Consider the following 22,229-nt stretch of genomic DNA (forward strand, 5'->3'; position numbering starts at 1 on the left):
GGTGCGTTGAATGATATGCGGAAAATAAATTCACTTCCAATGATAATTTTATGCTTAGCACCCATATGTATTTTACTTACTGTTATTTTATCTATCTTATATGGGACAAAAAATATCGATTTTGAAACGACGTGGAATGCATTGTTTCATTTTGATTCGAGTAATGTAAATCATAATATTATTGTTACATCTCGTTTACCAAGGGTAATTGGAGCTCTTTTAGTTGGAGCTTTTCTAGCCATATCAGGAGCACTTATGCAGGGGATGACAAGGAATTATCTTGCATCCCCTTCTATTATGGGTGTGACGGATGGTTCTGCTTTTGTTATTACAATGTGTATGGTATTCCTTCCGGGAATGTCTTCAGTCAACATGATTTTATGTTCTATGCTGGGTTCAGCATTAGGTGCGGGAATTGTTTTTGGATTTGGTTCACTGCTTAGAAACGGATTGTCACCTGTAAGATTAGCAATTATAGGAACCGTGATAGGGACATTCTTAAGTAGTCTTTCTGCCGCAATTGCTTCTTATTTTCAAGTCTCTCAAAATATTAGTTTTTGGTACAACGCGAAATTAGATCAAGTAGATCCCAATATACTTAAATTAGCAATTCCTTTTGGTATAGTTGGTATTATTTTAGCACTTCTCATTTCAAAATCTATTACAATCCTTTCACTGGGAGAAGAAGTGTCTATTAATTTAGGGCAGCGTACGAAAATTATAAAAGTGACTGCAATTTTATCTGTTGTATTTCTGACTGGTACAGCAGTTGCTTTAGTAGGGAAAATAGGTTTTGTAGGACTAATTATTCCTCATATTACCCGCTTTTTAATCGGTGTAGATTATAAATGGATTGTGCCTTGTGCTGGAGTAATTGGTGGTGTGTTTCTTGCTTTATGTGATGTGTTAAGCAGATTTGTAAACTATCCATTTGAAACACCAATAGGCGTTGTTACGTCTCTAATTGGAATTCCTTTCTTCCTTTATTTAATTCGTACAAGAGGGGGAGAGAGACATGCTTAAAGGCTCAAATCAGCGTTTTGTAATGACTATGGGGACTATTATACTTTTAATTTTATGTACCATTTATATTAGCTTAACGAATGGTACATTTGATATTACAATTATGGACGTCTTTCGAACAATTTTTCGGATTGATCCAGTCCCAGAACATGATTTAGTTATATTTGATTTTAGACTGCCGCGAATCATAATTGCTGGCCTAGTAGGATTAGGTCTAGGGATAGCTGGCGCTGTTATTCAAGGGATTACGAGAAATGGTTTAGCAGATCCGGGTATTTTAGGAGTAAATGCTGGTGCAGGAACTGCAATCGTAATTTTTATGTTCTTTTTCCAAGGACAAATAAAGAGTACGGATTGGATTTCTATAATGATGATGCCGATGTTTGGCTTAGTTGGTGGGTTAGGCGCGGCTATATTAATTTATATATTTTCTTGGCGAAATGGAAAGTTAGATTCACAGCGTCTGTTACTAACAGGGATCGCAATAGGGTCAGGTTTCGGAGCGTTTTCTATGTATTTATCATTGAAAATGAAAGCAACTGACTTTGAAATGGCAGCTGTCTGGGTTTCGGGTAGCATATATAATGCAAACTGGAAATACATTATTGCAATGTTGCCATGGCTTATTATATTAATTCCAATTATAAAAAAGAAAGCTTATTTGCTAGATTTATTTCAATTGGAAGAAACGAGTATTACAAGTCTAGGTGTTTCAGTAGAAAGAGAGAAGTCTATTCTATTATTAAGCAGTATTGGACTTGTAAGTGCATGTGTTGCTGTTTCAGGAAGTATTGGATTTATTGGTCTAATGGCGCCACATATAGCCAAAAGACTTGTTGGCATTCAACATAAATATGTAATTCCTACATGCGGAGTAATTGGGATGTTACTTGTAATTGCTTCAGATTTTATCGCAAAAACAATTTTTATGCCTGCAGAATTGCCTGTAGGGATTGTTATTGCTATTGTCGGTGTACCGTATTTCTTATATTTACTTTATAAGGCGAAAGCGTAAGAGGAGGAAACATAAGTGAATATTTTAAGTGCAAAAAACTTGGAAGCAAATTATGAAAAACTTACAGTGTTTCGCGATTTAAATGTGGAAATACAAAAGGGAAAAGTAACGACAATTATAGGTCCAAATGGATGCGGAAAATCGACATTATTAAAAACGATGGGAAGAATTTTAAAACAAAAAAGCGGTAAAGTATATTTACAAGGACAAGATTTAAATACGATTTCAACGAAAGAAATCGCGAAACAGTTAGCTTTGCTTCCGCAAAACCCGATTGCCCCAGGAGAGATTAAAGTAGAAGAGTTGGTTTCTTATGGGCGTTATCCACATCGTAATAACGTGAATAAGTTAACTTCAAAAGATAAAGAAATGATTGATTGGGCATTAGATATTACCAAAACATCAGCGTTTCGAACGAGACAAATTGCGAATTTATCAGGTGGACAAAGACAAAAAGTATGGCTAGCAATGTCCTTAGCGCAAGAGACGGAAGTTTTATTATTAGATGAGCCAACGACATACCTTGATATGTCACACCAATTAGATGTACTGCAAATCGTTGAGAAACTGAATAAAGAACATAATTGTACGGTCGTAATGGTATTACATGATATTAACCACGCAGCTAGATTTTCAGATGAAATTATCGCAATGAAAGAAGGAAACATTATTACAACTGGTAGTCCTATAGAAATTATTACAAACGAGGTGCTAAAAGAGGTATTTCATATCGATGCGCGTGTCATGATAGATCCATATAACGGAGCTCCCGTTTGCTTCGGTTATGATAGTGTATTTCAAGAGGAAAAAGTAGAGATGTATGTAACGAGTTAAGGGGGGATGTGCATAATGAATACTGCTATTGAAAAACAACAAATTATTGTATCTAATACCGAACAGTGGAAAATGTATTCGACATTAGAGAATCGTGAGTATCAAATTCATATTTCAAAACCGAAGCAGCCAGCACCGGATTCTGGTTATCCTATTATATATGTATTAGATGGGAACGCCTTTTTCCAAACGTTCCATGAAGCTATTAAAATACAATCGGTAAGAGCAGAAAAAACAGGTGTGTCACCAGCAATTATAGTAGGTATTGGTTATCCAATTGAAGGCGCATTTTCAGGAGAAGAAAGATGTTATGATCTTACACCTGTCGTAATTTCAAAAGATGCCCCGTTAAAACCGGACGGTAAACCGTGGCCTAAAACAGGGGGAGCACATAACTTCTTTACTTTTATTGAAGAAGAATTGAAACCACAAATTGAAAAGGAATTTGAGATTGATAAAGGAAAGCAAACGTTATTTGGACATTCTTTAGGTGGTCTATTTGCTTTACATATACTATTCACAAGCGTAAATGCCTTTCAAAATTATTTTATAAGTAGTCCATCTATTTGGTGGAATAACCAATCCGTGCTTGAAAAAGAAAAGAATCTTATAAATGAATTAAACAATGCTAAGGTTGAAACGGGAGTATTCCTTACAGTTGGGTCATTGGAACGAGAGCATATGGTTGTAGGTGCAAACGAATTATCAGAGCGCCTTCTCCAAGTAAAACACGATCAGTTTAGGTTTATGTTTTATGAAGCTGAAGGGGAGAATCATGCATCTGTTGTGCCGACATCTTTAAGTAAAGGATTGAGATTTATTAGTCAAGTGTAGAAGATGTATATGAAAAAAGGTAAGCAATTGCTTACCTTTTTTCATTATTGTTTTATTGCTACGTATCCATCAATTAAAAGGCTTGTGAAAAAGCGATCGATTTGAGTAAATCCACATTCCTCCATGATAGCTAGTAGATTCGTTTCGGAAATAGGAAATATTTCTGTTTCAAAAGAATTTTCAAATCGGTTCCAATCTTCTAATGGAATTTGATTTTGCATCATGTGGTTGCGCCAAGCATTCAATTGTGCAGAAAACATACTTGTATGGGGTACACCATTTATTGTAGAGAGAAAGAATGGAGCACCAGGTTTTAAGCGACTACTAATTTCATTAAGAAGCTCTTTTTTCTCCTTAATAGTTGGGATGAAATGAAGAACAAGCATACAAGTAGCAGCGTCAAATAATGGATTGGTTAATAATGAATGGACAGTTCCATGTACAAAGTGAATTTGATTTTGTATGCCTTCGCTTTCAATTCTTTTTTTAGCTAGCTGTAGCATGCTTTCAGATGGATCAACACCTGTAAAAGATAAGTTGCTATTTTGTTTGCCTATTGAGAGAATTTCTTGTCCACCACCAGCACCTATAACTAGTAACTTTGGATTCATATTTTCTTTAGGGAGTGTAGTAAATAAGAAATGATTCATCATTTCATATAGGGTAAAATATCCAGGGATTTTCAACGGAATTGTTCGTTCATACGTATGTACAGTACAATCATTCCAGCTCATTTTTTAACCTCCTCTTTTACAATAAAGTTTCACTTTATTATGAAATGAAATGGTTAGAGGAAACAATCCCATAAATCTGGGGGGAATAAAGATGATTTATGAACAGGCAACGAAAGAAATAACAGTGTTAATGAAAAGCGAAAGCTCAACTAGACAATTCCAAAAAGGGTTTTTAAATATATTAAAAAAGTTAATTCCATTTGATGCTTCCTGCTTCACCGCTATAGACCCACGCACATTTTTATCAACCGGGGCATATACAGATCGAATAATTGAACAGCTGCATTCGCAGTTATTTATGAATGAATTTTTAGAGGATGATTACAACAAATTTAAAGATTTAGCACGAAAGGCCCCCCATGTTGGCGCGATACGTATTGTCACAAATGATAATCCGATAAAAAGCGCTAGGTATCGAAATATTTTAAAACCAGCCGGTTTTATAGATGAAGTAAGAGTGGTTTGTATGAGTAAAGGAAAATGTTTTGGACACTTAAGTTTGTTTCGAGATAATACAAGAGTATCTTTTCAACAAAATGAATGTGAGTATTTATCAAAAATAAGCTCTATTGTGGGAGATACATTAAGAAAATCATTTATAACATGTTCAGAGGAACAAGTGGAAGTAGTAGGAACGGGTACGATTATATTAAATGAAAAATTTGACCTACTATATTGGGATCAAAATGGAAAGGCATGGCTATCCACTCTTAGAACATATGAACAATTGAATGAAGATGACGTTCCAAGGCCAATACGTGCGGTTTGTTCAAGAGTGAAAGCCAACGAATCTAATAGGGAAGCAGCAGATGAAGGGGAAATGGTAGGTATTGGTTTATCTTGTGGACAATTTTTAGTTATTCGCGCGAGTAGGTTAGAAGGTTACGGTAGTTGTAATGATGGCTATATAGTTTTGTTTGAAAGAGCGAGGCCGGAAGAAGTTTTTCCCCTTATTGCAGATTCTTATAGTCTTTCTCAAAGAGAGAAGCAAGTGATAGTAGGGATTGTTAGAGGAATGTCAACAAAAGACGTGGCGGAAGAATTGCATATTTCTACGTATACAGTTCAAGATCATCTTAAATCCATTTTTGAAAAGGTAGGGGTATGTAGTAGAAATGAACTTATATGGGAGGTTTTTTCGAAGTTTTGTTTTTCTAAAGAGAAGTAATAATAGAAAAGAATCCAAAGTCATTTAGGATTCTTTTTTTTATAATTTTTTTTAGGATAACCAAAAACATTCAAATAAGCATTTGAATGTTTTTGGTTAATAAGGTATACTGTATACATAATCAAATATATACTTGAATAAGAGGTGTTACTTATGAAAGAAGAACATTGTGAACTTTGTTATCACGATGAGCAAAAAGTAAAGCATGCAAGTGACATGTTGGAGAAAGAAAATATAAGTAGTGTAGCGAAAATGTTTAAGGCATTTGCAGATGAAACACGTTTGAAAATTGCTTATGCGCTGTATACGGAAAATGAGCTTTGCGTACGAGATGTCGCAAGTATTATTCATAGCAGTATTGCAACAGCTTCACATCACTTAAGGCTATTACAAACGATAGGATTAGCGAAAAAGCGTAAAGAGGGGAAACTTGTTTTTTATTCATTAGATGATTCTCACGTAAATGGATTAATTGAATTAGCGTTTAGTCATAGTAGTGAACTGAATAAGAAAGAACTTGATATGTAATCATGCATTTTCATAAAGATACTTCTTTATGAAAATGCAACTTTAAAAGGAGAGGAGATAATAAGTATGGTAAAGCTAGTTTTAATACGGCACGGACAAAGTGAATGGAATGTTGAAAATCGGTTTACAGGTTGGACGGATGTTGATTTATCCAATAAAGGTTTGGAAGAAGCAAGAGAAGCCGGAGTAATGCTGAAAGCTAATGGTTTCTCATTTGATATAGCATATACATCTGTTTTGAGAAGAGCGATGCGTACTTTATGGATTACTCTCGAAGAAATGGATTTGATGTGGATACCTGTTCATAAAACATGGAAATTAAATGAGCGTCATTACGGTGCGCTTCAAGGATTAAACAAGGAAGAAACAGCGAGAAAATATGGTGATGAACAAGTAACTTTATGGAGACGTTCAACAAATGTACGCCCACCATCACTTACAAAAGATGACAAAAGATATGAAGCGGCACATCCGAAATATAGAGATTTAAAAGATCATGAGTTTCCTCTTACAGAAGATCTAGAAGATACAGAGAAACGAGTTGTTTCATATTGGGATGAAGAGATAGCTCCTAATGTAAAAGCTGGTAAACAAGTAATTATTGCAGCACATGGAAATACAATACGTACTTTAGTAAAATATTTAGATCAAATGTCAGATGAAGATATAGAGAATGTAAACATTCCAACAGGAACACCATTGGTTTATGAATTGGATAATGATTTAAAACCGATAGACCATTATTATTTGAATAGGGAAATTTGTATAAAATAAACACTTTAATATACCCTACCGATGTATTGTATATTTATAATGGAGGTGATTTATATTGTTACATTATACGGTCGTAAATAAAAAGAATTGTGAGTCATGTGGATTATGTACTTCTATAGCACCTGATATATCAATTAGATGGAAGAGGGAAATCATTTAGTGCATTAGATAGCAATCAAGGAATAATGGGAATCCCAAAAACTTTCTTGAAAGCAATGTTGGCGGCAAGTGACGGCTGTCCAACAAGTTCGATTCAGGTAAGAAAAGAGCCATTTATAAATAAGTGAAAATTCAATAGAGGAATTATTAAAGACAAAACAAAATTAAAAGGAGGAATTTATATGGGACATCATCAAGGTCACCAACATCATGGACATACTCACGGGCATTCGCATGGACATCATCATTTTGAGGAGAGCAGGAAAGGGAATAGAAAAGGGTTAATTACAGCTTTAGTAATTACAGCAACTATTATGTTCCTTGAATTTTTTGGAGGACTAGTTACAAATAGTTTGGCCTTATTATCTGATTCAGGACATATGTTAAGTGATACAAGTTCATTATTATTAAGTTTAATTGCAATAGGACTTGCAGCTAGAACGGTTACTTCTACAAAAACATATGGATATTATCGTTTTGAAATATTAGCAGCATTAATTAATGGAATTACATTATTTGTTGTAGCAGGGCTTATCGTATGGGAAGCAATTGGTCGTTTTTTTGAACCACCAACTGTAGCAAGTGGCCCAATGATGTTAATCGCATCAATTGGTTTACTAGCAAATTTAATTAGTGCATGGGCACTCATGAGACAAGGTGATGTAAAAAATAACGTGAATTTACGTAGCGCATATTTACATGTTCTTGGGGATGCTTTAGGATCAGTTGGCGCATTAGTAGCTGGTGTACTTATGTCATTATTCTCATGGTATATTGCAGATCCAATTATTTCAGTAGTTGTAGCTCTATTGATTTTAAAGAGTGCATGGGGAGTAACAAAACATTCCATTCATATACTTATGGAGGGTACACCTGTTTCAATTGAAATAGAACAAGTTAAGAAAGCTATTAAAGGAGTAAAAGGTGTACGTGATATACACGATCTTCATATTTGGACAATTACATCTGGATTAGATGCATTAAGCGTCCATGTAATGATTGATAAAAAACAAGATGATCAAGAAGTCCTTCAAAATATTATTAATATCTTAAAGCAAGAGTTCCATATTGAACATGCTACAATTCAAATTGAAACACTTAACATTAAACATAATGAAATGATTGTCTAATAAAATGCAAACGAAAGGCTATGGGGAAATTCTCCATAGCCTTTCGTTTGTTCAAGTAGAATTGTCCTTTTTGAAAGTTTTGTTTCAACTTTTCGTCTAAACAGACAAAAAGTTGTCACAATTCGGTCACAATTAGCATAAACATAAAATAGACGAAATGAACTTACTTCCAAAAGGGCTTGGTTAATTCAATTTATGATTAGTAAAGCTGAAAAAGAGCGGATTTAAAGTTCACTATATTCTCAAGGAGGTAGATCGTATGAAAACTATTCTTGCTATCGCTGGGCTTATTTGGGTTTTATCACATGGCATTCCAATTTATGAAGGAGAACAAATTCGCAGTGCTCTGAATAAAAATTTTAATGAATATCATATCATTGATCGGCAAGATAATGTTGTGACAGTTCGTGTAAATGACTGTTTTCATACGGTAACCGTTGAAGGAACTTCAGTAGTGAATGATACAAAAGTATGTGATCAGCAATAATTATATATAGGAAGAAAAAAGCCTCGATTTAAATGTGTGAAGATTGAGGCTTTTATATTTGTGGGCGAATAATAAGTGGGGAATGGACAATCCCCGCTTATTATTGTTTCATTTTATCCCGCATTAGCTACCTGTAAAAGCTCGATTGGTGAGGGGTGATTAAAGTTTCACCTTATTGAGTTTTGATGGGAGATGAAATGTTTTTTTGAAAAAAAGAAAGGGTATCATATTAATTGAGATTGAGAAGCTAATGATGTGTTAAGAATAATCATAAAGCGAAAATATACTCATATGGGGTATCATACATAGATATTTGATGATATAATTGGTATACTCATAAAAGCAATTGTTTTATTGGATGAAGAGAAACTTTAAGAAGGTGATAATATGGATCATAAGGACCATGAATCAGTAACACATAGATCAGAAAAAGAAAAAGAACAAATTATAAATAGATTAAAGAGAATTGAAGGCCAAGTCCGTGGTATTCAAAATATGATTGAAAATGATCGTTATTGCGTGGATATTTTAGTTCAAATTTCTGCGATTAATGCAGCGATGAAAAAAGTAGGAATGGGTGTCTTAAAAAATCATACGAGTCATTGTGTTTCAGGAGCTATTAAAAATGGTAATGGTGACGAAGCAATTGAAGAATTAATGACAGTATTTGAACGTTTTTCAAAAGCATAAAAAGCCAAGCTAATTGAATATTAGCTTGGCTTTTTGTTTATATAGGAGAAGATATATAAATTCATAATTGGAGCAAAAAAATAAAGATTTTAGAAAAGAATTAAAATCATGATACAAAACCATTGATTACCTTAGGGGGGTATGGTAAGATGTAGTTGTGGTTAACAAACAATGAAGAAACAAGAGGAGGATTTTAAATGGAACAGTTAACATTACAAGTTGAAGGTATGTCTTGTGGACATTGTGTAAATTCTATCGAAGGCAGCGTGAAAGAACTAAACGGTGTTGAACAAGTGAAAGTTCAATTATCAGAAGGAACTGTTGAAGTTACTATCGACTCATCAGTTGTAACGTTAAAAGATATCGTTGCTGTAATTGAAGATCAAGGATATGATGTTCAATAATTATTTTTAGATACGGAAATAAATCGTACTTTAAACGAAGTACGATTTATTTTTCTAATAATTATACCTTATAAGGGTATATAGAGGTGAGAGACATGAATGAACAAAAAGAGGCCAATCTTCAAATATCAGGAATGACATGTGCAGCATGTGCAAATAGAATTGAAAAAGGTCTTAAAAAAGTAGAAGGTGTGCAAGATGCAAATGTAAATTTTGCACTTGAAAAAACAAAAATTATATACGATCCAACTAAAACTAATCCGCAACAATTTAAAGAAAAAGTTGAATCGTTAGGATATGGAATTGTAAGTGATAAAGCTGAGTTTACTGTTTCGGGAATGACATGTGCAGCATGTGCGAATAGAGTAGAAAAACGTTTGAATAAGCTAGAAGGTGTGAATAAAGCAACAGTAAATTTTGCTTTAGAATCGGCTACAGTTGACTTTAATCCTGATGAAATTAATGTAAATGAAATGAAGAGCGCGATTACAAAGTTAGGATATAAATTAGAAGTAAAATCAGATGAGCAAGATTCATCAACAGATCACCGCTTAAAAGAAATTGAGCGACAAAAGAAGAAGTTTATTTTTTCGTTTATTTTATCATTTCCGTTATTGTGGGCAATGGTGAGTCATTTTTCATTTACATCTTTTATTTATTTACCTGATATGCTTATGAACCCTTGGGTGCAGCTAGCTCTTGCAACTCCAGTTCAGTTTATCATTGGTGGGCAGTTTTATGTTGGAGCTTATAAAGCGTTACGTAATAAAAGCGCCAATATGGATGTTCTCGTGGCACTTGGAACGTCTGCAGCATATTTCTACAGTGTGTATTTAAGTATTAGGTCGATTGGTTCTTCGGAACATATGACAGACTTGTATTTTGAAACGAGCGCAGTACTTATTACATTAATTATTTTAGGTAAATTATTTGAGGCGAAAGCAAAAGGACGCTCGTCAGAAGCAATTAAAAAATTAATGGGACTACAGGCGAAAACCGCTACTGTTGTACGAGATGGAACAGAAATAAAAATTTTAATCGAAGAAGTGGTAGCCGGTGATATCGTTTATGTGAAACCAGGGGAAAAAATCCCGGTAGACGGGGAAATTGTAGAAGGAAAGTCAGCAATAGATGAATCGATGTTAACAGGCGAGAGTATTCCGGTTGATAAAACAATTGGGGACGTAGTAATCGGTTCTACAATAAATAAAAATGGCTTTTTAAAAGTGAAAGCAACTAAGGTAGGAAGAGATACTGCATTAGCTCAAATTATTAAAGTAGTAGAAGAGGCTCAAGGTTCAAAAGCTCCTATTCAAAGGGTAGCAGATCAAATTTCAGGTATTTTCGTACCGGTTGTAGTTGTGATTGCTATTATCACATTTGCAGTGTGGATGCTATTTGTTACACCTGGTGATTTTGGCGGAGCACTTGAGAAAATGATAGCAGTACTTGTTATCGCTTGTCCGTGTGCTTTAGGTCTTGCGACACCTACATCTATTATGGCTGGATCAGGAAGATCAGCTGAATACGGTATTTTATTTAAAGGTGGAGAGCATTTAGAAGCAACGCATCGATTAGATACGATTATTTTAGATAAAACGGGTACAGTGACAAATGGAAAGCCGGTATTAACGGATATAATTGTAGCAGATGGATTTGAAGAGAAGGAAATATTAAAATTAGTCGGTGCAGCAGAAAAAAATTCTGAACACCCACTTGCAGAAGCGATTGTAGAAGGAATTAAAGAAAAGAAAATTGTTATCCCAAGTTCAGAAACATTTGAAGCGATTCCGGGATTCGGCATCGAATCAGTTGTAGAAGGGAAACAATTATTAATTGGTACACGTCGATTAATGAAGAAATTCGATATTGATATTGAAGAAGTTTCTAAATCGATGGAAGCGCTAGAACGAGAAGGAAAAACAGCAATGCTTATTGCGATTAATAAAGAATATGCTGGTATAGTGGCTGTTGCGGATACTGTAAAAGATACTTCAAAAGCAGCTATCGCAAGACTTAAGAAAATGGGTCTAGACGTTGTTATGATTACAGGAGATAATACACAAACTGCTCAGGCAATCGCTAAGCAAGTTGGTATTGATCACGTAATTGCAGAAGTATTACCAGAAGGAAAAGCAGAAGAAGTGAAAAAACTGCAAGCGCAAGGTAAGAAAGTAGCAATGGTTGGAGATGGAATAAATGATGCTCCTGCACTGGCTACGGCGGATATCGGTATGGCAATTGGAACCGGAACGGATGTAGCAATGGAAGCGGCAGATATTACGTTAATCCGTGGCGATTTAAATAGTATTGCAGATGCAATTTTTATGAGTAAAATGACGATTAGAAATATTAAGCAAAATCTATTCTGGGCGTTAGCTTATAACGGCCTAGGAATTCCAATTGCGGCGCTCGGTTTCTTAGCTCCTTGGGTTGCAGGTGCAGCAATGGCATTTAGCTCTGTATCAGTCGTATTAAATGCATTAAGATTACAAAGAGTTAAATTGAAATCTTAAACACTTCCAGCTATAAAGCGAATTTAATATGCTTTTTACAATAAACAATACTTTGTATAAGTATTGTTTATTGTTCGTCTAGAAAGAAAAGTCGATATAATATAGAAAGAGCAGAAGTAGAATCATATATAGTGGTAGAAACTGTTTCGAAAATAAACACGAAATAATTATCGGAATAACCGAAATAAAAGAGTTAGTTTGATAAGGAGTTTTACATATGTTTAAAGATATTAAAATTAGAACATTCCAGAAAGAGGATTTAGAGCAAGTATTACAATTGTTCTATGAAACGGTTCATACGGTGAATGCAAAAGATTATAACGAGTTACAGCTACAGGCGTGGGCCCCAGAGCGACTAGATAGAGAGAGATGGCTACAGTCTTTAGAAAAGAATATTTGTTACGTTGCTGATTATAAAGGTGTGATAGTGGGATTTGGGGATTATAATGATGATCATTACGTAGATCGCTTATTTACGCATAAAGATTATCAAGGAAAAAGGATAGCATCATACATACTACAGAAGTTAGAAAAAGAAGCAGTGAACTTGCAGCATAGGGATATATATACAGAGGCGAGTATTACAGCAAAACCTTTCTTTGAAAGCAAAGGTTTTATTTGCATAAAGGAACAAAATAAGCAGCATAATGGTCAAATTTTTATTAATTATGTCATGAAAAAAATCGCCTTCTCATAAATGAGAAGGCGATTTTTCATTATTTTACAGCTTCTTTTAGTTCTTTACCAGCTTTAAAAGCAGGTACTTTAGAAGCTGCGATTTGCATTTCTTCACCCGTTTGTGGGTTACGGCCTGTACGAGCAGCTCTTTCACGAACTTCGAATGTACCGAATCCGATAAGTTGTACTTTTTCGCCAGCAGCTAAAGAGTTAGTGATTGATTCTACTACAGTTTGTAAAACTACAGTAGCTTCTTTTTGAGAAATCTCAGCGTTTTGTGCTACGTTTTTGATTAATTCTGTTTTATTCATGTTTTCACCTCATATGTAAATAATGCTATTTAAGTTGTTATTATAACGTATAAAACATTCGAGAACAAGTGTACGCACATATATTCGTAAAAAAAATGAAATTTGTAATATTTTTTAGGACCAATTTATAGACATTCAATTTAAGCGGATACAGATTTTTTCTTTAATGCAGTTTGCTCTTTATTGGAAGGTAGTTTCTTATTATAAGATATGAAATAAGGTAATGCTACAAATAACATACCCCCTACTAAGTTTCCGAAGAAAACAAAAATGAAGTTTGGAAAATATTTAACCCAAGTTAAATGACCAGAAAAAATTGCAGCTGGGATGACAAACATATTGGCTACAACGTGTTGAAATCCAATCGCAACAAAAGTCATAACAGGGAACCAAATACCGACAATCTTTCCGATAAATTCTTTACTTCCCATACTGAGCCAAACAGCTAAACAAACGAGCCAATTACACCCGATTGCAGAAATGAAGGCTTGCAGTGGTGTATCTTGTAGTTTAGCTTGTGCAATAGAAACTGTTTTTGCTAAAAAAGCTCCCTCCGTTAAGCCGACGATATGACCAAAAAAATAAGCGACGAATATAGCACCTATGAAGTTGCTAAACGTAACAATAACTAAATTTCGTATGAAGTGAAATAAGTCGATTTTTTTGTGAAGCCATGCCATTGAAACGGTCATCATGTTGCCAGTTACTAATTCACCGCCTGCAAGGATAACGAGTATAAGACCGATAGGGAATACGGCAGCACCTAAAAAGCTAGTAAATGATCCCCAAGATTTTGGCATTGTTCCGATAACATGGATATCAAGTAAATATCCTAATGCTATGAAAGCACCACCAAAAAAACCGAGAATTAGCATAGGGAGCAATGATAAATGAGCTTTTTTTCTTCCAGAATTAGCAGCAAGTTCCGTAATTTCTTCTGGTGTAAATACAGACATGAATAACCTCTCCTCAATAGAATGATGGAATGAATAGAAGAAACATTTTAAAGAATCTATGTATGATAAAAATATGATATGACTTCTGTATAAATTTGTCAAAGTGAGTGGGGATGAAATTGGATATAACGAACATTGTTCATGTTGTCACATTAATGTAACAATAAGGATTTAAAGTGATTTTAGAGGTGAAAACATGAATACGCATCATGTAAAAAAAGAACGAAAAAAATCAATCGTAAAGATATTTATTATTAGTTTCATAAGTATATTAATGATACCAGTAAGTTTGTATTTCTATGCGACTGAAATAGAAAGAAGACTAGTAACAGTTACGTGGAATGAAATAGAAGCTCCTACAATTCCTAAAGAGTTTAATAATAAAAAAATATTGCAGTTCTCAGATGTACATTTAGGACCAGATTTTACATTGAAACAACTAGAAAATTTGGTGGAGAAGATGAATGAATTACATCCAGATATAGTAGTTTTTACAGGAGATTTAATAGATAAGTTTGGATCCTATAGTGCGGAAAGAGAAGAAGCAAAGGTTATTTTGCAGAAAATTAAAGCTCCCCTAGGAAAATATGCTGTGTTTGGGAATCATGATAGAGGTGGGGGCGGTAGTTTATTTTACAAAAAGTATATGGAGGAAGCTGGTTTTTCTGTGTTAGTAAATGAAGTGCAGAAAATTAAAGCGGAAAACGGCAAGTATATTACAATATCAGGTTTGGATGATTTTTTATTAGGGAAGCCACAAATAGACTTGACTTTAAAAAACTTAAGACAGCAAGATTTCAATATGCTATTAATACATGAGCCGGATGTTGTAGATAAAGTATCTCGTTATCCAGTCGATTTTCAAATGTCAGGACATAGTCACGGAGGACAAGTTCAAATTCCTTTTGTAGGTCCTTTAATTACTACAAAACTAGCTGAGATTCATGTTGAAGGTATGTATGAATTAGAAGGAACGAGTAAGCCGTTACATTTATATGTAAATCGAGGTATTGGGACAACCCGAATGCCTGTTAGATTTTTGAGTGTACCGGAACTTTCACTATTTGTATTGAAGCAAAGTAGTGACTGAAGTAGAACGTTTAATATTTTGAAGAATTAAGAGTACTTTTAAAGAAAGTTCTCTTTTTTTATTGATTAAATACAGAATATTATGTATTTTTTATTTAAACTGTTAAAAAGAAAGGGGAATTTCTATGATAGAAACATGGCATAAAGAATTGGAAAGTTTATATAATCAAATGGTTTCGTGGCGAAGAGATTTTCATCAATACCCAGAGCTATCGTTTCAAGAAATAGAAACACCGAAAAAAATAGCTGGAATTTTAAAAAGTTTTCATATTGATGTGAAAACAGATGTCGGGGGAAGAGGGGTAATCGGCGTAATTGAAGGTGGAATACCTGGGAAGACGATGGCGCTACGTGCTGATTTTGATGCACTACCTATTCAAGATGAAAAGAAAGTTTCATATAAATCAAAGGTTCCTGGTGTAATGCACGCTTGTGGCCATGATGGACATACAGCAACACTTTTAGGAGTTGCAAAAATATTAAGTGATAACAGAGACCAACTTTCAGGAAAAATAGTCCTTATTCATCAACATGCAGAAGAGAAAGAGCCTGGCGGAGCAATTGCCATGATTGAGGATGGTTGTTTAGAAGGAGTAGATGTTGTTTTTGGTACACATTTATCTTCTCAGATGCCTTTAGGAATTGTTGGAACGAAAGCTGGAGCAATGATGGCGGCAGCTGATACTTTTGAAGTGAAGATTCAAGGGCGAGGTGGTCACGGCGGTATGCCACATCATACTGTAGATGCTATTATCGTTGCAACACAAGTTATTAATCAGTTGCAACTTTTAGTGAGTAGAAAAGTCGATCCACTTCAATCAGCAGTTTTAACAGTTGGTACATTCCATGCCGGGCAAGCCGATAATATTATTGCGGATACTGCTACGTTTACAGGAACCATTCGAACGTTAGATTCTGAAGTGAGAGAATATATGGAGAAGGAATTTAGACGAGTTGTTGAGGGGATTTGTCAGTCCCTTCATGCTGAAGTTAATATTCAATATAAACGAGGCTATCCAATATTAATAAATCATGTAGCTGAAACACGTCATTTTATGACGGTTGCGGAACACGATCTTGGCAAAGAAAGGGTCATGGAAGTACCACCTATTATGGGCGGAGAAGATTTTGCATACTACTTAGAACATGTTCCAGGAGCATTTTTCTTCACAGGTGCCGGTAATGAAGAAATAGGGGCAACATATCCACACCATCATCCTCAATTCGATTTTGATGAACGTGCGATGTTGGTTGGTGGGAAGTTGCTTTTAAGTCTTGTGAATAGTTATTCAAGAGATGGAAAAGAATTTCTTCATCATGTAGAAGTGAAAAAGTAATTTACATAAATAAAAAACAACAATAGGTCATATAAAACCTATTGTTGTTTTTTATTATTTTTGCAAGGAAAGACTATCAAAATATGTTCTATAGTTATTAGAGAATTCAAAGTTGTTTTTTGCATCCCAATTAATAGACCAAGACATTAGGCCACGGAATGCAGGATAGCCACTCTGATTTGAAAGTTTATACTTTCCTCCGAAAGGAATTCCTTTAATGATATAATCTAAAGCTTTTTTCATTTCAGTTGGAGAAATATATCCGCCACTTGGAGCGGCCGCTGGTGCTGCAGGAAGTCCAATCATGATTTGATCCGAGCGAAGAGGCGGGAAAATGTTATTTGCATTACCACCTACAGGAAAACCATGTAAGAGCATATCTGCCATAGCGACTTCGTAGTCTGCAGTACCTTGATTGTAGTTATTACCGTCCATTCCAATCCCGCTACCAGCGTTGTAGTGTTGAACGTGAATGTATGTTAGTTTGTCTTTCACTCCGTAAATAATAGGTAAATATGCACCCCAGATGCTTCCATATGCGCTATAGCCGCCTTGAACATAAGCTGTTTCAGGAGCCATGCTTAATAGGAAATCTGGACCGTAATGGTCTGAAATCGTTCGAATTGCTGAGATAAGATTCACGATTTGAGGAGTTGTTGGGTTTTTAAAATTAGTGTCATTACCGTTTAAGTAAATACCTGATTCAAGGTCAATATCTATTCCATCAAAACCGTATTTATCGATTAGAGATTGTATGGAATTAATAAAACGTTGTTTAGCAGCATTGTCAGGAAGTAAAACGACCCCATTTTGTCCACCTATTGAAAGAACTACTTTTTTTCCTTTACTTTTTAAATAGGAAATATCAGATTTGAATTCTGCATCTGTACCATACACAGGGGAAAATTCAACAGTGGAACGATCACCACCAGTTTCACCGAAAGATACATTTATTACATCCCATTTTGGTGAAACATCTTTTAATTTAATAATGCCAGTACCGTTATCAAAGTTATGCCAATATCCAACGAGTAATTTTGACCCTAAATTGTTTGCTGCTTGTGCTTGAAAGGGAGCTAGCGGTAGCAGTAAGAAAATTACTAAAGTACAACAAATGAATTTAAACTTGTTTAACATATCAACACTCCTATACAAAAAGTTGTCTAGATGTATAATCTTGTTTATTCAATGATATCTGAAAATTCATTCTTTTGTAAGGTGACTATAATTTTCTCAACAATTGTGTATGGGAAATTATTAAACCTAATGAAATAATTTTTGAAGGAGGTCGAATTACGATTGTTAAATTCAGAATATTTTGATATATTTTAAAGTATAGGATAAGATTTTTCACATAATACTCTTACATAAATTTCAAAATTAAGTTTGGAAGGGGATGTACAAGAGTTGGATAAAAATCTTAAGAAAGACCTCAAAATACGCCACATTACAATGATTTCCATTGGTGGCGTAATAGGAGCTGGTTTGTTTGTTGGAAGTGGTGCGGTTGTGCATTCAGCAGGTCCAGGTTCTATCGTTTCATATGCATTAGCAGGACTTCTAGTTATTTTCGTTATGAGAATGCTAGGAGAAATGGCAGCTATTAATCCGACAAGTGGTTCATTTGCAACATATGCAAGAGAGGCAATTGGTCCATGGGCAGGTTATACAATTGGGTGGCTATATTGGTTTTTCTGGGTAATTGTTATTGCAATAGAAGCTACAGCAGGTGCTGGTATTATTCAATACTGGATTCCAGAAATCCCACTCTGGTTATTAAGCTTAATATTAACGATTTTATTAACGTTGACGAATGTTTTCTCGGTGAAATCATTTGGAGAATTTGAATATTGGTTTTCATTTATTAAAGTAATAAGTATTGTTTTGTTCCTTTGTCTTGGACTAGCTGTTATTTTAGGATTTGTACCAGGAACGGAAGCACCTGGCACTTCGAATTTGGTAGGTCAAGGAGGATTTATGCCAAATGGTATAAGTTCGGTGTTACTTGGAATCACCGTCGTTATATTTTCATTTATGGGATCTGAGATTGTTGCAGTGGCCGCTGGAGAGTCTGCCGAACCTGTAAAGGCAGTCAAAACAGCAACAAATAGTGTAATTTGGCGTATTCTCGTATTTTTCATTGGATCGATCGCTGTAGTTGTTACACTCCTTCCGTGGAATTCGGCGAACATACTAAAAAGCCCATTTGTGGCGGTACTGGAACATATAGGGATACCAGCGGCAGCGCAAATTATGAATTTTATCGTTTTAACAGCTGTACTTTCTTGTTTAAATTCGGGTTTATATACGAACTCAAGAATGCTTTTTTCAATGGCAGAAAGAGGAGATGCGCCAAAGGCATTTTTGAAATTGAATAGTAGTGGTGTTCCAGTTCGGGCGGTTTTATTTGGAACTTTCTTTGCTTACATTGGAGTTGTTTTTAGTTACATATCTCCAGATAAAGTATTTTTATTTTTAGTGAATGCATCTGGCGGGATTGCGTTACTCGTTTATCTCGTTATAGCAGTTTCACATTTCAAGATACGTAAAAAAATGGGGAAAGCGGAACAACAAAATTTGAAAGTGAAAATGTGGCTTTTTCCATATGTAACATATGTTACAATTGCTGCGATTATAGCAGTTTTAGTTGCCATGCTCGCAATTGAATCTTTACGTTCACAAGCGCTTTTAACAATGCTTGTTACTGTTCTTATAATAATTTCTTATTTTATTTTTAATAGAAATAAAAATAGTACATTGTTGAATCCTAAAAGTAAGAATGAGGAATCTGTTCGATTCTAATTTCTTGTTTTAGAAGAGAGTTACACCCAATCATTGCTATAAAAGAATCATATATAATCATAGAAACAAGTAATTACTATTGTCATAGTGAATATAAACTTTTTTCTTGACTTTTTATATAAAGGCGAGCAAAATGGTAAAAAAGGAAGGGGGGATGACGATGGAAGAGTACGTATTAGAGCTGTATAACTTTTTATATACGACAGAATGGCAAGATATTGTTTCATTTCTAGGAATAATGTTTTGTATGAAAATTGTAATTGTATATATGGAAGAGCAAGGTATGTTCTATTCCTTCTCATCTCCGTTCGATGTGCAGCGCGAGCCGTTGCCAAACTATGCCAAGGTAAATTACGAACAATTTCCTTTTGTGATTTTCTTTATGATTCGATTTATAACAGCAATTGTAAAGAAAAAGGAAAGTGACGATGAAGAGTGCCACTCAACTTGTAATATAGCGACTGCTTTTTAAGCTAAATACAAGGAGGAGATTTATATGTGGTTTCGATTTCTTATGATTGGTTTCTTTTCATTAACAGCAATTTCATTAATGGGATATCAAGTGTCTGAAATATATCAAGCGTATAGCAGTACGTTTTTTAACAAAAACTAATCGCATTGCTATTTGAATAATAAAGCGATAAAATCCTTCTTAAGAAGTATTGTTAAGAAGGGTTTTTTCTTTGCCCTGTCTTACTGTGTCAAACTATTGTCACATTTACACTGTGAATAATATGTTAAAATAGTGAGGTTACGTATACATATTTGAAGGAAGAGGAGTGACCATTTTGGTGGATCAATCAACGAATCAGAAAAGCTATGCTCCTATTGTGATAACGCTTTCTGTAATTGTAAATGCGATTATTTTATTTTTGTTCTTTGGACCTGTTGGCTATGAAGGAGAAGTACATTTTGATGTAACAATTTTACCAATGTTAAATGCAATTTTTAATAGCTTTACGTTCGTATTCTTATTAGCAGCTTTATACTCTATTATTAAGAAGAATGTGAAAATGCACCGTGGTTTCATCCTAGCAGCATTTACAACGACGTTGCTATTTTGTGTTTCTTATTTATCGTATCATTACTTGGCGCCAGCAACACATTTTGGCGGAGAAGGATTCATTAAATATGTGTATTTCATCATTTTAATTACACATATTATCCTTGCAGCAATTATTGTACCACTTGCATTGTTTGCACTTGTATTTGGTTTTACAAATCAATTAACACGTCATCGTAAAATTGTACGTTGGACGATGCCAATTTGGTTATATGTAAGTTTATCTGGGGTTATTGTTTACTTAATGATCTCGCCTTATTATCAATAAAAAATCTCAGCCTTTAAGGCTGGGATTTTTTTGTTAAGCAAATTTGTTTGTGAAATTAAAAAAGTGTGGTATACAAAAGTATAGTTGCTTTTCATATGGAAGGGATGGTAAAGGTATATGCAAAATTTTGTATTTCGTAATCCAACAAAACTTATTTTTGGTAAAGGACAATTAGAGCAGTTAAAAACTGAGATTCCACAGTTCGGTAAGAAAGTTCTTCTCGTATATGGAGGAGGAAGTATTAAAAGAAACGGTATTTATGATAATGTAATTTCTATTTTAAAGGATATAAATGCGGAAGTGTTTGAATTGACAGGTGTTGAACCGAATCCTCGTTTATCAACTGTAAAGAAAGGGATTCAAATTTGTAAAGACAATGGAGTCGAATTTATTTTAGCAGTTGGTGGAGGAAGTGTAATCGACTGTACGAAAGCGATTGCAGCTGGTAGTAAGTATGATGGAGATGTGTGGGATATTGTAACGAAAAAAGCATTTGCTAGCGAGGCGTTACCATTTGGTACTGTGCTTACGCTTGCAGCAACAGGATCTGAAATGAATGCAGGATCTGTAATTACAAACTGGGAAACGAATGAAAAGTACGGCTGGGGCAGTCCAGTTACATTCCCTCAGTTTTCTATTTTAGATCCACTACATACTTCGTCTGTGCCGAGAGATCAAACGATTTATGGTATGGTCGATATTATGTCGCACGTATTAGAGCAATATTTCCATCACGGCATGAATACAGAATTACAAGATCGTTATTGTGAATCTGTTTTAAGAACAGTAATTGAAACAGCTCCTAAGCTTTTAAGTGATCTAGAAAATTATGAGCATAGGGAAACAATTTTATATTGCGGTACTATGGCGTTAAACGGCATTTTAGCGATGGGAGTAAAAGGAGACTGGGCAACTCATAATATTGAGCATGCAGTTTCTGCTGTTCATGACATACCGCATGGGGGCGGACTCGCAATTTTATTCCCAAATTGGATGAAGCATGTTATAGATGAAAATGTGAGTCGCTTTAAACAGTTCGCTATTCGTGTATTCGATGTAGAAACAGATGGGAAGACAGATAAAGAGGTTGCGTTAGAGGGAATTGAGGCGTTACGTCAATTTTGGACTTCAATTGAAGCTCCAGTAACATTAGCTGATTACGCTATTAGAGAAAGTGAAATTGACTTAATGGCGGATAAAGCGATGGCTTATGGTGAATTCGGTAACTTTAAAAAATTAAATAAAGATGATGTTCTTGCAATTTATAAAGCTTCTTTATAAGTGAAGCGAGAGAAGAAACCTATTTGATTGTTGTATCAAATAGGTTTCTTTTTTGTTGTTTATAACCGGTTTTGATTGATAATGATTATTTTTGGATGTTTGTGGTTGATTTTTGTGATCGTTTTCATTATACTGTAATCAAAGAAGA

The 22,229-nt window shown here is 34.6% G+C and carries 23 protein-coding genes and 1 pseudogene; 20 read left to right on the plus strand and 4 right to left on the minus strand.

Features of this window, described 5'->3' with window-relative positions; translation table 11 throughout:
- The first annotated feature begins 15 nt into the window (after positions 1-15).
- From ABH959_RS08275 to ABH959_RS08290, 4 genes are read left to right on the plus strand one after another with little or no spacing between them, the layout of a single operon-like run.
- Positions 16-1,023 (plus strand): FecCD family ABC transporter permease, encoded by a 1,008-nt coding sequence (locus tag ABH959_RS08275; protein ID WP_002087983.1) that lies wholly within the window; start codon positions 16-18, stop codon positions 1,021-1,023.
- Entirely contained in the window at positions 1,016-2,038 is a 1,023-nt protein-coding gene (locus ABH959_RS08280; RefSeq protein ID WP_113936878.1) for a FecCD family ABC transporter permease, read from the plus strand. The genes ABH959_RS08275 and ABH959_RS08280 overlap by 8 nt, the downstream gene beginning before the upstream one ends.
- A 15-nt stretch (positions 2,039-2,053) precedes the next feature.
- Positions 2,054-2,872: an ABC transporter ATP-binding protein gene (locus ABH959_RS08285; RefSeq protein WP_404492436.1), complete on the plus strand. Its 819-nt coding sequence runs from the start codon at positions 2,054-2,056 to the stop codon at positions 2,870-2,872.
- A 15-nt stretch (positions 2,873-2,887) separates the two neighbouring features.
- A complete protein-coding gene (locus ABH959_RS08290) occupies positions 2,888-3,706 on the plus strand; it encodes an alpha/beta hydrolase (protein ID WP_113936879.1) in 819 nt (272 codons plus the stop codon).
- A 44-nt stretch (positions 3,707-3,750) separates the two neighbouring features.
- Here the strand turns inward: ABH959_RS08290 and ABH959_RS08295 are convergent, their stop codons facing one another.
- A complete protein-coding gene (locus tag ABH959_RS08295; RefSeq protein ID WP_404492437.1) occupies positions 3,751-4,440 on the minus strand; it encodes a class I SAM-dependent methyltransferase in 690 nt (229 codons plus the stop codon).
- 91 nt (positions 4,441-4,531) lie between these two features.
- On the opposite strand from ABH959_RS08295, the gene ABH959_RS08300 reads away from it, so the two are divergent.
- The 10 genes and pseudogenes from ABH959_RS08300 to ABH959_RS08345 all read left to right on the plus strand — a co-directional run bounded on the left by ABH959_RS08300 (position 4,532) and on the right by ABH959_RS08345 (position 12,993).
- Positions 4,532-5,608, plus strand: a complete 1,077-nt coding sequence (locus ABH959_RS08300) for a helix-turn-helix transcriptional regulator (protein ID WP_113936881.1) — start codon at positions 4,532-4,534, stop codon at positions 5,606-5,608.
- A 153-nt stretch (positions 5,609-5,761) separates the two neighbouring features.
- The gene (locus tag ABH959_RS08305; protein WP_113936882.1) at positions 5,762-6,136 is read left to right on the plus strand and encodes an ArsR/SmtB family transcription factor; all 375 of its coding nucleotides are present in this window, start codon (positions 5,762-5,764) and stop codon (positions 6,134-6,136) included.
- A 66-nt stretch (positions 6,137-6,202) separates the two neighbouring features.
- On the plus strand, positions 6,203-6,910 hold the full coding sequence (gpmA, locus tag ABH959_RS08310) for a 2,3-diphosphoglycerate-dependent phosphoglycerate mutase (protein WP_113936883.1): 708 nt from the start codon (positions 6,203-6,205) through the stop codon (positions 6,908-6,910).
- 55 nt (positions 6,911-6,965) lie between these two features.
- Positions 6,966-7,197 (plus strand): annotated as a pseudogene (locus tag ABH959_RS08315) (ferredoxin).
- A gap of 54 nt (positions 7,198-7,251) precedes the next feature.
- Positions 7,252-8,199 carry a cation diffusion facilitator family transporter gene (locus tag ABH959_RS08320; RefSeq protein WP_113936884.1) on the plus strand — a complete coding sequence of 316 codons (948 nt, stop codon included), beginning with the start codon at positions 7,252-7,254 and terminating at the stop codon, positions 8,197-8,199.
- 259 nt (positions 8,200-8,458) lie between these two features.
- Positions 8,459-8,686 carry a hypothetical protein gene (locus ABH959_RS08325; RefSeq protein ID WP_000849103.1) on the plus strand — a complete coding sequence of 76 codons (228 nt, stop codon included), beginning with the start codon at positions 8,459-8,461 and terminating at the stop codon, positions 8,684-8,686.
- 387 nt (positions 8,687-9,073) lie between these two features.
- On the plus strand, positions 9,074-9,376 hold the full coding sequence (locus ABH959_RS08330) for a metal-sensing transcriptional repressor (protein ID WP_002014668.1): 303 nt from the start codon (positions 9,074-9,076) through the stop codon (positions 9,374-9,376).
- Between the two features lie 197 nt (positions 9,377-9,573).
- Positions 9,574-9,780, plus strand: coding sequence for a copper chaperone CopZ (gene copZ / locus ABH959_RS08335; RefSeq protein WP_002066751.1), 207 nt, complete (start codon positions 9,574-9,576; stop codon positions 9,778-9,780).
- A 95-nt stretch (positions 9,781-9,875) separates the two neighbouring features.
- The gene (locus tag ABH959_RS08340; protein ID WP_113936885.1) at positions 9,876-12,296 is read left to right on the plus strand and encodes a heavy metal translocating P-type ATPase; all 2,421 of its coding nucleotides are present in this window, start codon (positions 9,876-9,878) and stop codon (positions 12,294-12,296) included.
- A 217-nt stretch (positions 12,297-12,513) separates the two neighbouring features.
- Positions 12,514-12,993, plus strand: coding sequence for a GNAT family N-acetyltransferase (locus ABH959_RS08345; RefSeq protein ID WP_002033656.1), 480 nt, complete (start codon positions 12,514-12,516; stop codon positions 12,991-12,993).
- A gap of 19 nt (positions 12,994-13,012) precedes the next feature.
- Here ABH959_RS08345 and ABH959_RS08350 read toward each other — a convergent pair whose 3' ends face one another.
- Positions 13,013-13,285: an HU family DNA-binding protein gene (locus ABH959_RS08350; protein WP_002033657.1), complete on the minus strand. Its 273-nt coding sequence runs from the start codon at positions 13,283-13,285 to the stop codon at positions 13,013-13,015.
- Positions 13,286-13,425: 140 nt separating this feature from the next.
- Entirely contained in the window at positions 13,426-14,241 is an 816-nt protein-coding gene (locus ABH959_RS08355) for a formate/nitrite transporter family protein (protein WP_113936886.1), read from the minus strand.
- Positions 14,242-14,437: 196 nt separating this feature from the next.
- On the opposite strand from ABH959_RS08355, the gene ABH959_RS08360 reads away from it, so the two are divergent.
- Both ABH959_RS08360 and ABH959_RS08365 read left to right on the plus strand, forming a co-directional pair.
- Positions 14,438-15,331 (plus strand): metallophosphoesterase, encoded by an 894-nt coding sequence (locus ABH959_RS08360; protein ID WP_404492438.1) that lies wholly within the window; start codon positions 14,438-14,440, stop codon positions 15,329-15,331.
- 124 nt (positions 15,332-15,455) lie between these two features.
- Entirely contained in the window at positions 15,456-16,667 is a 1,212-nt protein-coding gene (locus ABH959_RS08365; protein WP_113936888.1) for a M20 family metallopeptidase, read from the plus strand.
- Between the two features lie 54 nt (positions 16,668-16,721).
- Here ABH959_RS08365 and ABH959_RS08370 read toward each other — a convergent pair whose 3' ends face one another.
- Positions 16,722-17,804 (minus strand): chitinase, encoded by a 1,083-nt coding sequence (locus ABH959_RS08370; RefSeq protein WP_404492439.1) that lies wholly within the window; start codon positions 17,802-17,804, stop codon positions 16,722-16,724.
- 270 nt (positions 17,805-18,074) lie between these two features.
- Between ABH959_RS08370 and gabP the strand changes: the two genes are divergently transcribed.
- The 4 genes from gabP to ABH959_RS08390 all read left to right on the plus strand — a co-directional run bounded on the left by gabP (position 18,075) and on the right by ABH959_RS08390 (position 22,081).
- On the plus strand, positions 18,075-19,469 hold the full coding sequence (gene gabP / locus ABH959_RS08375) for a GABA permease (RefSeq protein ID WP_000360102.1): 1,395 nt from the start codon (positions 18,075-18,077) through the stop codon (positions 19,467-19,469).
- Between the two features lie 133 nt (positions 19,470-19,602).
- A complete protein-coding gene (locus ABH959_RS08380) occupies positions 19,603-19,941 on the plus strand; it encodes a hypothetical protein (protein WP_078175321.1) in 339 nt (112 codons plus the stop codon).
- 316 nt (positions 19,942-20,257) lie between these two features.
- Entirely contained in the window at positions 20,258-20,800 is a 543-nt protein-coding gene (locus ABH959_RS08385) for a DUF420 domain-containing protein (protein ID WP_000228316.1), read from the plus strand.
- 117 nt (positions 20,801-20,917) lie between these two features.
- Positions 20,918-22,081: an iron-containing alcohol dehydrogenase gene (locus ABH959_RS08390; protein WP_113936889.1), complete on the plus strand. Its 1,164-nt coding sequence runs from the start codon at positions 20,918-20,920 to the stop codon at positions 22,079-22,081.
- The last annotated feature ends 148 nt before the right edge of the window (positions 22,082-22,229 follow it).

The organism is Bacillus sp. RC51, assembly GCF_044908115.1.
GTDB lineage: Bacteria > Bacillota > Bacilli > Bacillales > Bacillaceae_G > Bacillus_A > Bacillus_A mycoides.